This window comes from Spongiactinospora gelatinilytica (genome assembly GCF_003236385.1).
GTDB lineage: Bacteria > Actinomycetota > Actinomycetes > Streptosporangiales > Streptosporangiaceae > Spongiactinospora > Spongiactinospora gelatinilytica.
The window spans coordinates 1-12,941 of the sequence record NZ_POUA01000216.1; the positions used below are offsets into that span (position 1 = coordinate 1).

Below are 12,941 nucleotides of genomic sequence, written 5' to 3' on the forward strand. Positions count from 1 at the left end.
CAGGTGCAGGGGCGGATCATCGACCGGCGGGGCATCGGGGGCGTACTGGTGGCGACCGCGCTGGTGCATCTTGGCGCGCTGCTCGGGCTGGTGCTGCTGGCCGCGGCGGGCGCGCCCGGGTGGTCGCTGGTCGCCCTGGCGCTGGTGGCCGGGGCGGGGCTGCCGCCGGTTTCGGTGAGCATGCGCATCCAGTGGGGCGAGCGGATCGGGGCGGAGAGCCGTACCGCCGCCTACAGCCTGGTCTTCCTGGTGCAGGAGCTGGCGATCTTGACCGGGCCGCTGGTGTTCGGGGCGCTCGTCGCGGCGGCGTCGGCGTCGGTCGCGCTGGGCGGGGTCGCCGCGCTGGCCGGAGCGGGCACGCTGGCGCTGGCCGGGGCGATGCGCTCGTCCCGGCCAGCCGCGCCGGACGGGGGCAGGGGCCGGGTGCTGCGGTCGCCCGGCGTGCCGACCCTGCTCGGCGTGGTCCTGCTGCTGGGCGCGGCGGTCGGCACGCTGGAGGTGGGGATGCCCGCGCTGGCGTCGGCGCAGGGGCAGCCCGCGGTGGCGGGCGTGCTGGTCGCGATGCTCTCGGCCGGAGGGATCATCGGCACCGCGGTGTACGGCGTGCGGCGCTGGACCTCGCCGCCGGCGATCCGGCTGATCTGGCTGCTCGCCTGGATGGGGGTGGCCCTGGCCCCGCTGGCCCTGTTCACCTCACTGCCGCCCGCCGGGGCCCTGCTGCTGGTAGCGGGTCTCACGCTCACCCCGGCGCTCACCTCGACCTCGCTGATCGTCGACGAACTGGCCCCGACGGCTCGCGCGGAGGCGTTCAGCTGGCTGTCCACGGCCATCGGCGTCGGCGGCGCGGCCGGTGCCGCGGCGGCCGGCGCGGTCGGCGAGCGCGCCGGCCCTTCGGCGATCTTCTCACTCGCCGCACTGTTCGCCCTGCTGGGCGCCGCCCTCGCCCTGGCGCGCCTGCGCCGTAGCCCCTGATAGAAGCGTTACGGCTCGCCGGTCAGGGGCGCGTTGGGGTGATGGCGGCGAGGAGGCGGTTGTTGCCGCGCTGCCACAGGGTGCCGACCTCGGCGAAGCCCGCGTCGCGCAGCGCGGCCACGTGGGTGGACAGCAGGGGCGACTCGGTGTGGTCGCGTTCGGCCGCCGCCGGCATCTGCTCCCGCTCGGCCACCAGCCCGGCGAGCGCCGGGTCCGCCGCGGTCGCCTGCCACCATTCCGCCCAGTCTTCGGGACGGCCTTCGGCGAACCGGCGGCCGGTCTCGCGGTCGTGTACCAGCTTCTCCAGGGCCGACAACATGGGGCTGGTGTCGCCGGTATCCATGTGGTCGCCGTTGAGCATCAGCCCGCCGGGGCGCAGTACGGAGGCCACCTCGGCGTAGACCGCCCGCAGGTGCTCCTCGGCCAGCCAGTGCAGCGCGGTGGTGCTGACCGCGACGTCGGCCGGACGGTCCAGGGTGAGGGCGTCGCTCCAGCCGGGCACGCGCAGGTCGAGCCGGGTGAAATGGAGCCCGCGCACGTGGCCGTACCCGGAGCGGCCGAGGGACAGCAGCAGCGGGTCGGCGTCGACCGCGGCGACGGTGGCCCGCGGGAGCCGGGCGAGCAGCCGGACGGCCAGCGACCCCGGCCCGCACCCGATGTCGATCACCAGCGGGTCGGGCCGGCCGGCCGCGGCCTCCACCGCGTCCACCAGCGCGGTGAACCGGTCTTCCCGGTCGGGTAGGTAGCCCTCCTGCTGCACGTCCCAGCGGGCGATCCAGTCGTGTGCGGTCTGCGGGCTGAGCGTCGGCACGAACGTCTCCTTGTGACTGTCGTCTATGATTTCGACAGTCATGAATCTACGGCGAAGGGCGTGACCGGTCAAGTGAATTTCAACAGTCATACGGATGGCGTGGTCGCGGTCGCGGTCGGCCTGGTGAACGTCCTCACCCACGGCACGCGGCGGGGCAGGGCCTATGCCCCGCCTGAAGGGGAGGAACGGCGGCGCGCGGTCGCCGAGTCGCTGCGGCCCGGCGGCGGCCGGGCGCAGATCGCCGATGAGGAGGTGGCGGAGCTGACCGGCATCGCCGCCGAACTGCGGGCCGTCTTCACCGCGGTGGGCAGGGGAGATGTCGACGCGGCGGCCGTGCAGGTCAACCGGCTGCTGGAGGAGTACCGTGCCCGGCCGCACCTGGACCGCCACGACGGCGAGCCCTGGCACCTGCACTTCCACGGCTCCGATGGCAGCCCGGCCAGGGACTGGGCGGCGAGCTGCGCCACCGGGCTCGCCGTGGTGCTCGGCGGGGAGCTGCACGACCGCCTGGGCGTGTGCACGGCGCCGGTCTGCGACCGCGTCTACGTCGACACCTCGCGCAACGGCACCCGCCGGTTCTGCTCCACCGCCTGCCAGAACCGCGTCAAGGCCGCCGCGTTCCGGGCCCGTTCGGGATCATCGGGCTGAGCCGGGCGCGGCGGTGGAAGGGGAGGCGGGGCTCAGGAACGCCTGCGGCTCAGCATGAAGGCGACATTGACCGCCACGACGCCGAGCCACAGCATGAAGGACAGCCCCATGTCGGCATCGTTGACGGCGGTGGTGATCGTGCCGATCATCCCGACGCCCAGCGAGACGATGGCCAGCGCCAGCACCTGGCCGTCGCCGCGCTTGGACTGGTCGGCCGGAGGCGGCGTGGGGAGACCGGCGGCCCGCTGGCGGACCCGCTCCTCGATCTGCTGGTCCACCTTCTCCAAAAAGCCCTCGACGATGGCGTCCTCGTACTCGGGCCCGAGGTCGCGCCGTGCCGCGACGGCCGCCTTCAGTTCGTTTGCCGAGTCAGTAGTCATCATGTTCTGAGGTATAGCCGCGCCCGGCCGATCCTGTCCATCGGGGATGTCCCGGAGATTATCCGGCGAGAATGTCGTCCAGGTCATAGGAGACCGGGCGTTCGAGCTGCTCATAGGTGCACGATTCCGGCGTGCGGTCCGGCCGCCAGCGGCGGAACTGCGCGGTGTGCCGGAACCTTTCGCCCTCCATGTGGTCGTAGGCCACCTCCATCACCAGCTCCGGCCGCAGCGGGATGAAGGACAGGTCCTTCTTGGCGTTCCAGCGCGAGACGTTGGACCCCGGCCGCCGCGGCCCGCCCGGGGCCTGCTCGCCACCGGCCTCGGCCGCGGGGGCCATCCACGCCCCCCACGGATGGGTCGCCAGGTCGGTGAGGTACGGCTTGACCTCCTCGATCAGCTCGGCCCTGCGCGTCATCGGGAAGGACGCGGCCACCCCCACATGGTGCAGCCGGCCCGCGTCGTCGTAGAGGCCGAGCAGCAGCGAGCCGACGATCGGGCCCTTCTTGTGCTCCCGGTAGCCCGCCACGACCACGTCGGCCGTGCGCTCGTGCTTGACCTTGAACATCGTCCGCCGGTCCGGTTCGTACGGCAGGTCGCCGGGTTTCACCACGATCCCGTCGAGCCCGGCCCCCTCGAAGGTCTCGAACCAGCGCCCGGCCAGGTCCGCGTCGTCGGTGATCGGGGTCAGCCGTACCGAGCCGCCCGAGCCGCCGAACAGGCCGGTCAGCAGCTCGCGGCGGCGCCTGAACGGCGTCTCCATCAGGTTGTCATCGCCCAGGGCCAGCAGGTCGAAGGCGATGAACGAGGCCGGCGTCTGCTCGGCCAGCAGCTTCACCCTGGAGGCGGCGGGGTGGATGCGCTGCTGTAGTGCGTCGAAGTCGAGCACCTGCCCCCGCCGCAGCACGATCTCGCCGTCCACCACGACGCGGTCGGGCAGCTCGCGCCGCGCCGCCTCGACCAGCTCGGGAAAGTAGCGGGTGAACGGCCGCTCGTTGCGGCTGCCCAGGTAGACCTCGTCGCCGTCGCGGAAGATGATGCAGCGAAAGCCGTCCCACTTGGGCTCGTACAACAGGGTGCCGTCCTGTGCCGGCAGGCCCTTGACGGCCTTGGCCAGCATGGGCGCCACCGGTGGTTCGATGGGCAGGGTCATGGTTCCTCCCTGACATATCTGGTGAAGAGGAACCCGTCCTCTTCGAGGATCTGCGCGAGGCGCAGCGGCGTGCGGCCGACCGGCCCGTTGAGCACCCGGGCCGCGCCCCCGCCGATCAGCAGCGGGCTGACCGTCAGGCACACCTCGTCGATCAGCCCGGCCGCGGCGAGCCCGCCGCCGAGCCGGGGCCCGCCCTCGCACAGCACGTGGTTCAGCCCGCGTTCGCGCAGCGCGCGCAGGGCCTGGTCCGGTTCGACCCGATCGTCTCCCGCGACGATCACGTCCGAGATCGCCGCGGCGGCCTCCCGCCGGTCGGGCGGCGCGGCGGCGCAGGTGATCACGATCGGCCTGGCCTGCGCGCCGGTCGCCGCGAAGAACTTCCCGCCGAGGTCCAGGTCGATCCTGCGGGTCACCACCGCGATCGGCGGCGTCGGCGGGCGGCCGGCCCGCAGCTCGTCCCACGAGTCGCGCGCCTCCACGGGCCCGTACCCCTCGCTCCTGACCGTCGCCGCGCCTACCAGGATCACGTCCGCCAGGCCGCGCAGCACCTGGAACAGCCGCCGGTCGGCGGGGCCGGACAGCCCCTCGGAGACCCCTTTGGACCAGGCCGCGCCGTCCAGGCTGGCGACCATGTTGATCCGCGACCACTCGCGATCCGGGTACGCGTACGCCGTGGCCAGGTCCACCTCGACCCGCTCGGCTGGGTAGATTCGCCGCACCCCCCTACCTTGTCATAACCCACGTCCCACCTGCGATTTCCCCGTGGTTTTCGCGCTGCTGTTCCCATCTGTGGTCATCTGCTACTTGACGGTATACGTAAAGTACTTGCTCTCGTCCGTCAAGTAGTTGGTGGGCATGCGACGTCCGGGAGGGCGCATGAGCGGTACGGCGGGCTCGGATCGGTGGCTGGACGGCGAGATCCCCATCGCGATCCGCGACCACGGCGGCGACGGGCCGCCCCTGGTGCTGCTGCACGGCGCCGGCGGCGACCTGCTGAACTGGGCGGGCCTGGTCCCGCTGCTCACCGGCGCCTTCCGCGTGGTGACGATGGACCTGCGCGGCCACGGCCGCTCCGGCGACGGGCGTCCTGCCCGGCCGCCGTCAGTCTGGACGGACACCGGTCCGCGGAGACCAGGCCGGAGAACTACGCCGGGATGGACCCCGAGCGCGTCAGGGCCGACCTCACCGCGGCCCGCCCCGACATCACGGTCACCGAACTCGACGCCGGACACGGCATGATCTTCGAAACGCCCGCGGAGGTCGCGCGCCTGATCACCGCGTTCGCGCGCTGATCGGCAGTGGGATCAGTCGGTGGCCCGCGGCCGGTACAGGATCCGCATGGAACGGCCCGTGACCGCCACCGGCGTGCCCGCGGCCCATGCCTCGTCGGCGGGCTGCTCCTCGCGCGGCCCGTCGTCGGCCGTGTCGAGCACCGCCCGCCAGCCGTCGCCGTACTCCGCCTGCGGCAAGGTGAACGTGATGTCCTCGTGGTGGGCGTTGACCAGCAGCAGGAAGGAGTCGTCGATGATCCGCTCGCCGCGCGGGCCGGGCTCGTCGATCGCCTCGCCGTTCAGGTAGACGGCCAGCGACTTGGCATAGCCGGTGTGCCAGTCGGCGGCCGTCATCTCCTTGCCCGCCGGGGTGAACCACACGATGTCGCGCCGGCCGTCGGTGGCCAGGCGGCCGTGGAAGAACCGCCTGCGCTGGAAGACCGGGTGGGCCCGGCGCAGCGCCGCCACCGCGCGGACGAACTCCAGCAGCCCGGACTCGGCCCGGGCCAGCGACCAGTCCACCCAGGACACCTCGTTGTCCTGGCAGTAGGCGTTGTTGTTGCCCCGCTGGGTGCGCCCGAACTCATCGCCCGCGGTCACCATCGGCACCCCCTGCGAGACGAACAGGGTGGCCAGGAAGTTGCGCCGCTGCCGCCGCCGCAGCCGGACGATCTCAGGGTCCTCCACCGGGCCCTCCGCCCCGCAGTTCCAGGACCGGTTGTCGTCGGTGCCGTCCCGGTTGCCCTCGCGGTTGGCCTCGTTGTGCTTGCGGTTGTAGGAGACCAGGTCGTTGAGGGTGAACCCGTCGTGGCAGGTCACGAAGTTGATCGAGGCCACCGGGCGGCGGCCGGAGGAGGCGTACAGGTCTTGTGAGCCGGTCAGCCTGGAGGCGAACTCCGGCAGCATCGAGCCGTGGCCGCGCCAGAAGTCGCGCATCGAGTCGCGGTACTTGCCGTTCCACTCGGTCCACAGCGGCGGGAAGTTGCCCACCTGGTAGCCGCCCGGCCCGACGTCCCACGGCTCGGCGATCAGCTTCACCTGGGAGATCACCGGGTCCTGCTGGATGAGGTCGAAGAACGCGCTCAGCCGGTCCACGTCGTGCAGCTCACGGGCCAGCGCCGCGGCGAGGTCGAAGCGGAAGCCGTCCACGTGCATCTCCAGCACCCAGTAGCGCAGGGAGTCCATGATGAGCTGGAGGGCGTGCGGGGAGCGCACGTTGAGCGAGTTGCCGCAGCCGGTGTAGTCGAGGTAGTAGCGCCGGTCGCCGTCGTGCAGCCGGTAGTAGGCCGCGTTGTCGATGCCGCGGAAGCACAGCGTGGGCCCCATGTGGTCGCCCTCGGCGGTGTGGTTGTAGACCACGTCGAGGATCACCTCGATGCCCGCCTCGTGCAGCGCCCTGACCATCGCCTTGAACTCCGTCACCTGCTCGCCGCTCTGCCCGGAGGAGCCGTAGCCGTTGTGCGGCGCGAAGTAGGCGATGGTGTTGTAGCCCCAGTAGTTGGTCAGGCCCCTGGCCACCATCGCGTGCTCGGGCACGAACTGGTGTACCGGCATCAGCTCGACCGCGGTGACCCCCAGGCCGAGCAGGTGCTCGATGATCGCGGGGTGGGCCAGCCCGGCGTAGGTGCCGCGCTGCTCGCGGGGTACGGCGGGGTGGCGCATGGTCAGCCCGCGCACGTGCGCCTCGTAGATCACCGTCTCGTGGTACGGCGTGCCCGGTCTGCGGTCGGACCCCCAGTCGAAGAATGGGTTGACCACCACGTTCTTCGGCATGAACGGCGCGCTGTCGGCGCCGTTGGCCCGCGCCGGGTCGGTGAAGCGGTAGGAGAACAGGGCCTCGTCCCAGGTGACCTCGCCCTCGATCGCCTTGGCGTACGGGTCGAGCAGCAGCTTGGCCGGGTTGCACCGGTGCCCTCTGGCGGGCTCGTAGGGGCCGTGGACGCGAAAGCCGTACCGCTGCCCCGGCGTGATCCCCGGAAAGTAGCCGTGCCAGACGAACCCGTCGATCTCCGGCAGGTCGACCCGCTCCTCGCGGCCCCGGTCGTCGAACAGGCACAGCTCGATCCTGTCGGCGACCTCGGAGAACACCGAAAAGCTCGTGCCGACGCCGTCCCAGGTGCCGCCGAGCGGGTACGCCTGCCCAGGCCAGACCTCACGCATGTGGCCCCATTGTCCTCCCGTCCGGCCGTCTCGCGCAGGCCGTTCGCCCAGATGCCCTCGTGCGCGCCCGCACCCGGCGAACAGGGCGGGCGCGCGGCGGGTGTCAGCCGATCGGCTCAGCCGACCAGCTCGGCGTTGAGGCTGATCGTCGTTCCGGCCAGCGCCTTGCTCACCGGGCAGTTCTCCTTGGCCTTCTCGGCGGCGGCCTGGAAGTCCGCCGCGGAGATCCCCGGGACCTGGGCCTTGACCGACAGCACGATGCCGGTGATGCCCTCGCCCGGCTGGAACGTCACCTCGGCGCTGGTGTCCACGGTCTGCGGCGGCGTGCCCGCTCCGGCCAGGCCGTGCGACAGCGCCATGGAGAAACAGGTGGAATGGGCCGCGGCGAGCAGCTCCTCGGGGGAGGTCTTGCCGTTGGCCTGCTCCGCCCTGGACGGCCAGGAGACGTCGTAGGAGCCGACGCCGGAGGACTCAAGGTCGACCGTGCCGGAACCGTCAATGAGTGCGCCCTTCCAGTGGGCGGTCGCCTTGCGCGTGGTAGCCATGTGGTGCTCCCTTCTACGGAGTAGAAGCCTATGGGGCGGGCGTCGTCATCCCGGCATCAGGTGGGCAGGGCGCGGCCGATGAGCGTGTCGAGGTCAGGCCCGGGTGGCAGGGTGCCGAACGCGCGGCCCCCGTCCCCGTCCAGCCGGGAGGCGCAGAAGGCGTCGGCGACCGCGGGCGGGGCCAGCCGTACCAGCAGAGAACCGCAGAGGACCAGGGCCATCTCCTCGGCGATCCGACGGGCGCCGAACGCGGCTTCGTCGGCGGTGTGCCCGGCGAGGGCGGCCAGCGAGCCGTGCAGCCGTTCCGCCGCCGCGTCGAGCCGCCGGTCCGCGCCCTTCGCCAGCGCCACCTCGGCCGTGAACGCCTCCCGCGCCTCCGGCTCGCGCGACAGCGCGCGCAGTACGTCGAGCGCGGCCACGTTGCCCGAACCCTCCCAGATCCCGTTCAGCGGCGACTCGCGGAACAGCCGGGGCATCTGCGACTCCTCCACGTAGCCGTTGCCGCCCAGGCACTCCATCGCCTCGGCGGCGTGCGCGGGCGCGCGGCGGCACACCCAGTACTTCGCCACCGCGACCGCCGTACGGCGAAACGCCGCCTCCGCCCGGTCCCCGCCCAACGCCCGGTCGGTCGCGCCGGCCAGCCGGGTCATCAGCGTGGTCGCCGCCTCCGACTCCAGCGCGAGGTCGGCCAGCACGTTGCGCATCAGCGGCTGGTCGGCCAGCCTCCGCCCGAACGCCGAGCGGTGCCCGGCGTGGTGCACCGCCTGCACCACCCCGGCCCGCATGCCCGCCGCCGAGCCGATCACGCAGTCCAGCCGGGTCATGTTGACCATCTCCAGGATGGTCCGCACCCCGCCGCCCGCCTCGCCGACCAGCCAGGCGACCGCGCCCTCGTACTCGACCTCGGCGGAGGCGTTGGACCTGTTGCCGAGCTTGTCCTTCAGCCGCATGAGCCGCATCGCGTTGCGCGTGCCGTCCGGCAGCACCCGGGGCAGCAGGAAGCACGACAGGCCCTCCTCGGCCTGGGCCAGCACCAGGAACAGATCGCACATGGGCGCGGAGTTGAACCACTTGTGGCCGGTGAGGGCGTACCTGCCGGAACCGAGCGGTTTCGCCCTGGTGGTCCCGGCGCGCACGTCGGAGCCGCCCTGCTTCTCGGTCATCGCCATCCCGGCCAGCAGCCCGCGCTTGCCCGCCGGGGGCCGCAGCCCGGGGTCGTAGGCGGGTGCGGCGAGCAGCGGTTCCCACTCGGCGGCCAGTTCGGGGGAGTGACGCAGCGCCGCCACGGCGGCGTAGGTCATCGAGATCGGGCAGCCGTGCCCGGCCTCCACCTGGGACCACACATAGAACTTGGCGGCCCTCGCCACGTGCGCGCCGGGGCGCCCGGCGTTCCACGGCGCGGCGTGCAGGCCGTTCTCCACCGCGACGGTCATCAGTTCGTGCCAGGCGGGGTGGTACTCGACCTCGTCGATGCGATTGCCGTACCGGTCATGGGTGCGCAGGACCGGTGGGTGCTCGTTGGCCAGCCGTCCCCATTCCTGGGCGCGTTCCGAACCGGCCAGTGTGCCGAGCCGGCGCAGTTCTCCCGACGCCCAGCCGGCTCCCTCGCGCTCGATCCCTTCCATCAGCGCGGCGTCGGCGGACACGTCGTGACCGGCCAACTGCGACGCCTGGTTGAAGATTTCATCAGTCACGTGAATGGCCTCCTGAAATGGACTATTGCCGCAAATATCCATATGTCACCAAAGGTCATAATCTGGCGGAACTTTGCCGTGGAACAGTGGCATGCTTGGGTGGGGTGAGGGGCCAGCCGGAACTGTCCGCGACGCTGGAGCGTGGTGTTTGGTGGAAGCGCCGGACGCGGTGGTCGACGACCGCCGACTGCATCAGCGCATCGTAGGCGGTGACGAGACCGCGCTGGGGGAACTCTACGATCGCCTCGGGCCGCTGATCGTCAGCGTGGCGGTCAGGGTGACCCGCGACAGGTCGGTCGCGGAGGACATCGCTCAGGAGGTCTTCATCACCTTGTGGGAACGGCCGCTCGCGTACGATCCCGCCCGGGGGTCGCTGCGCACTTGGCTGGCGACCATCGCGCACCGCAGGTCGGTGGACCACGTCCGGGCCGAGGAGCGCAGGAAGGGCACGGTGATCGGGCCGCGGCTGACCGAGCCGCGACCGCCCGGCCTGGAGGACCAGATCCTGGACGCCGACGAGGCGCACCGGGTGCGCCAGGCCGTCCAGCGGCTGCCCGCGGCGCTGCGCGAGGTCATCGAGCTGGCCTACTTCGGGGGACGCACGTACAGGCAGGTGGCCGACGAACTCGGCCTGCCCGAGGGTACGGCGAAGTCGCGGATCAGGTTGGGGCTGCGCACCCTCGCCGACGCCCTGACCGAGGAGACCGTCTGACCATGGACGGGGCGACCGAACGACTCTATCTGGACGCACTGGACACGCTCTCCGACACCGTCCGGCTGCCCGCGCGGCCCGGACTGCTGGCCGCCGCCCGGACGCGCAGGCGGCCGATGCCGCCCGTGCCGGCCTGGGCCGAGCCGTACGCGGCACGCGTCGCGGCGATGGACGCCCTGCTCGCCTCCGCCGATCCGGCCGACTGGGACACCGTGGTCGTCGAGGGCTGGAACGTGCAGGAACTGGTCGCCCACCTGGCGGCCAAGGACGGCCTGCTGGCCGCCGCCGTCGGCGCGCCCGTGGGCGGGCCGCCGGTCACCGCGGACGACGCGGACGGCCGTACCGCCGAGGTACAGGAGCACCAGCGCGGACGCCCGCCCGAACTCACCCGCGCGGACTGGCGGGCCCAGGCCGACGCGCTGTGCGGACGCCTGTCCGCGATGGGCGACGGCGACATCGTGGACCAGGGCGGCTTCGCGGCCCCCGCGGCCGACCACGTGCTGGCCAGGATGCTGGAGACCTGGATCCACACCGACGACGCCGCCAAGGCGATCGGCCTGGCGCTGCCGCTCCCGCTGCCCGCCCACATCCGGCCGGCCGCCGACCTGTGCGTCCGGCTGCTGCCGCTGACCATGCTGGTCTCCGGCAGGGACGGCTCCGGCCGGGCCGCGCACGTGACCCTGACCGGGGAGGGCGGCGGAGAGTGGGACGTCGCCCTCGGCCTCGGCGAGACCGTGGCGGCCACGCAGGTCCGCATCACCTGCGACGTGGTGGAGTTCTGCTTCCTGCTGAGCGGGCGCGGTCGGCCGGAGGAGTTCGCCGCCGAGATCGAGGGGGATCGGGACCTCGGCCGGGAGATCCTGCTCAGCGCGCCCGCCCTGTCCGGGCCGTGACGTACTCCTTTCGGAGTGGATTCCTCCGAAAGGAGGAAGGGAGGCGGCCGTCGCGCACCGTACATTGAAGGCGTGAGCGATGCGATGCGGGCCTCGGACGCCGAACGGGAAGCCGTGGTCGACCGGTTGAAGACCGCCTCCGTGGAGGGCAGGCTGACGCTCGGGGAGCTGACCGAGCGCACCGAGGCCGCCTACACGGCCACCACCAGGGCCGAACTCGACGCGATCATGTCGGACCTGCCCGCCGCCGGGCAGCAGGCCCCGCTTCCGGCCCAACCGCAGGGGCCCAGGCGCCGCTGGTTCGTCTCGGTGCTGGGCGAGACCAAGCGGCGCGGCAAGTGGCGCATCGACCAGCAGGTCGGCGCGCTCGCGGTGCTGGGCGACGTCGTGCTCGACCTGCGCGAGGCGGAGGTGCGCGGCGACATGGTGGACATCGTCGCCACCTCGGTGATGGGCGACGTCAAGATCATCGTGCCGGACGGCGTGGCGGTCGACCTCGAAGGGCTCGCGGTCATGGGCGAGAAGCGGGTCGATGTCATGGAGGCCCCCTCCGGGGTGAACGCGCCGGTCGTCCGGGTGAAGGCGTACGCGGTCATGGGCGACGTGAAGATCATCGGCGACTCGCGGGCCGACCCCATCCAGCGCGGGTTCGCCGCCTGGCGCGAGCACTGGCGGGCGCTCCGCCACGATCTCGGGCTGAGCGCGCCACCGCCGCATCATCCCCCGCGCCCGCCGCGCCCGCCGCAGTGGTGAATCGCGGGCGGCCCGGCGTGCAACGCCGGGAGGCGCCCGGAGCGTAGATACGGGTGACACCCCCGTCTGTGAGGAGCCCGCATGCGCGATCGGGCGGACTTCGAGCGCTACGTCGCCGAGCGCTCCGCCCGGCTGCTGCGGACCGCCCACCTGCTGTGCCACGACTGGGCCACCGCCGAGGACCTGCTCCAGACCGCGCTGGCCAAGGCGTGGCTGGCCTGGCGGCGGGTCGGCGACAACCCCGACCCGTACGTCTACCGCATCCTCGCCAACACCTACGCCTCCTGGTGGCGCCGCCGCTGGCGTGGTGAGATCCCGACCTCCGCGCTGCCCGACCGCCCGGCGGACGACGACGCCACGGTGCTGCTCGGCGCCCGTGAGGCGGTACGGCAGGCGCTCGCGGCCCTGCCGGTCAAGCAGCGCGCGGTGATCGTGCTGCGCTACTACGCGGACCTGTCGGACCCCGAGATCGCCGCGATCCTCGGCTGCTCGGTGCCCACCGTTCGCAGCCAGGCCAGCCGGGCGCTGGCCAAGCTCAGAATCGATCCCGCGGCGCGCGCCGCCGTGCTGGGGGAGGGCTGATCCGATGGACGAGTCCGAACTGCGGGCACTGCTCCAGGCCGACGACGAGCCGCCGCCCCGTGCCGTCACCCTCGCGGACGTCCACCGCCGGGTCCGCGACATCCGCAGGCGCAGGACCCGCACCACGGGCGGCCTGCTGATGGCCGGGCTCGCCCTGGTGGCCGCGATCGTCATCCCGGTCCGCGCCGCCTCCCCGGTGGACTACGTGTGGTACGGCACGTTGTCCTCGCCCACCCCCACCGGGCCGGGCGTCTACGGCAACTTCATGCCCGGTGCCGAGATCTACCGGGCGGAGTACCGGACGGGGGGACGCAAGGAGCGGTTCGGCTACGACGCCACGGGCCGGCGGGTGGGCCTCACACTCATGTGC

Annotated in this window: 15 protein-coding genes; 8 read left to right on the forward strand and 7 right to left on the reverse strand. The window is 72.5% G+C overall.

The genetic code is table 11. The features are described 5' to 3' along the window. A partial coding sequence (locus C1I98_RS41675; protein WP_111169743.1) for an MFS transporter occupies positions 1 to 972 on the forward strand: 972 nt, incomplete at its 5' end. 22 nt (positions 973 to 994) lie between these two features. Here C1I98_RS41675 and C1I98_RS24325 read toward each other — a convergent pair. Continuing rightward, positions 995 to 1,825 (reverse strand): class I SAM-dependent methyltransferase, encoded by an 831-nt coding sequence (locus C1I98_RS24325; protein WP_111169744.1) that lies wholly within the window; start codon positions 1,823 to 1,825, stop codon positions 995 to 997. A 57-nt stretch (positions 1,826 to 1,882) separates the two neighbouring features. Between C1I98_RS24325 and C1I98_RS24330 the strand changes: the two genes are divergently transcribed. After that, complete coding sequence (locus C1I98_RS24330; RefSeq protein ID WP_233508138.1) at positions 1,883 to 2,431, forward strand: CGNR zinc finger domain-containing protein; 549 nt, start codon at positions 1,883 to 1,885, stop codon at positions 2,429 to 2,431. A 32-nt stretch (positions 2,432 to 2,463) separates the two neighbouring features. Here C1I98_RS24330 and C1I98_RS24335 read toward each other — a convergent pair whose 3' ends face one another. The 3 genes from C1I98_RS24335 to C1I98_RS24345 are packed head-to-tail and all read right to left on the reverse strand — an operon-like array spanning position 2,464 to position 4,680. Then, positions 2,464 to 2,814 (reverse strand): hypothetical protein, encoded by a 351-nt coding sequence (locus C1I98_RS24335; protein ID WP_111169746.1) that lies wholly within the window; start codon positions 2,812 to 2,814, stop codon positions 2,464 to 2,466. A gap of 55 nt (positions 2,815 to 2,869) precedes the next feature. Continuing rightward, positions 2,870 to 3,961 (reverse strand): ATP-dependent DNA ligase, encoded by a 1,092-nt coding sequence (locus C1I98_RS24340; RefSeq protein WP_111169747.1) that lies wholly within the window; start codon positions 3,959 to 3,961, stop codon positions 2,870 to 2,872. Further along, the gene (locus C1I98_RS24345) at positions 3,958 to 4,680 is read right to left on the reverse strand and encodes a pyrimidine reductase family protein (protein ID WP_233508139.1); all 723 of its coding nucleotides are present in this window, start codon (positions 4,678 to 4,680) and stop codon (positions 3,958 to 3,960) included. Before C1I98_RS24345 ends, C1I98_RS24340 begins: the two co-directional genes overlap by 4 nt. A 157-nt stretch (positions 4,681 to 4,837) precedes the next feature. Here C1I98_RS24345 and C1I98_RS24350 point away from each other — a divergent pair, with 157 nt between their 5' ends. Beyond that, complete coding sequence (locus C1I98_RS24350) at positions 4,838 to 5,200, forward strand: alpha/beta fold hydrolase (protein WP_199537179.1); 363 nt, start codon at positions 4,838 to 4,840, stop codon at positions 5,198 to 5,200. A 65-nt stretch (positions 5,201 to 5,265) separates the two neighbouring features. Here C1I98_RS24350 and glgX read toward each other — a convergent pair whose 3' ends face one another. The 3 genes from glgX to C1I98_RS24365 form a co-directional block, all read right to left on the reverse strand. Next, the gene (glgX, locus tag C1I98_RS24355) at positions 5,266 to 7,392 is read right to left on the reverse strand and encodes a glycogen debranching protein GlgX (RefSeq protein WP_111169748.1); all 2,127 of its coding nucleotides are present in this window, start codon (positions 7,390 to 7,392) and stop codon (positions 5,266 to 5,268) included. A gap of 116 nt (positions 7,393 to 7,508) precedes the next feature. After that, positions 7,509 to 7,937 (reverse strand): OsmC family protein, encoded by a 429-nt coding sequence (locus tag C1I98_RS24360; RefSeq protein ID WP_111169749.1) that lies wholly within the window; start codon positions 7,935 to 7,937, stop codon positions 7,509 to 7,511. Between the two features lie 56 nt (positions 7,938 to 7,993). After that, complete coding sequence (locus tag C1I98_RS24365; RefSeq protein ID WP_233508140.1) at positions 7,994 to 9,673, reverse strand: isovaleryl-CoA dehydrogenase; 1,680 nt, start codon at positions 9,671 to 9,673, stop codon at positions 7,994 to 7,996. 109 nt (positions 9,674 to 9,782) lie between these two features. On the opposite strand from C1I98_RS24365, the gene C1I98_RS24370 reads away from it, so the two are divergent. The 5 genes from C1I98_RS24370 to C1I98_RS24390 form a co-directional block, all read left to right on the forward strand. Further along, entirely contained in the window at positions 9,783 to 10,343 is a 561-nt protein-coding gene (locus tag C1I98_RS24370; RefSeq protein ID WP_199537180.1) for an RNA polymerase sigma factor, read from the forward strand. A gap of 2 nt (positions 10,344 to 10,345) precedes the next feature. Beyond that, positions 10,346 to 11,236, forward strand: coding sequence for a maleylpyruvate isomerase family mycothiol-dependent enzyme (locus C1I98_RS24375; RefSeq protein WP_111169751.1), 891 nt, complete (start codon positions 10,346 to 10,348; stop codon positions 11,234 to 11,236). A gap of 72 nt (positions 11,237 to 11,308) precedes the next feature. Then, positions 11,309 to 11,989, forward strand: a complete 681-nt coding sequence (locus C1I98_RS24380) for a DUF1707 SHOCT-like domain-containing protein (protein WP_111169752.1) — start codon at positions 11,309 to 11,311, stop codon at positions 11,987 to 11,989. 81 nt (positions 11,990 to 12,070) lie between these two features. After that, entirely contained in the window at positions 12,071 to 12,571 is a 501-nt protein-coding gene (locus C1I98_RS24385) for a SigE family RNA polymerase sigma factor (protein ID WP_111169753.1), read from the forward strand. A 4-nt stretch (positions 12,572 to 12,575) separates the two neighbouring features. Then, the coding region (locus C1I98_RS24390; protein WP_146607602.1) for a hypothetical protein at positions 12,576 to 12,941 on the forward strand (366 nt) is incomplete at its 3' end.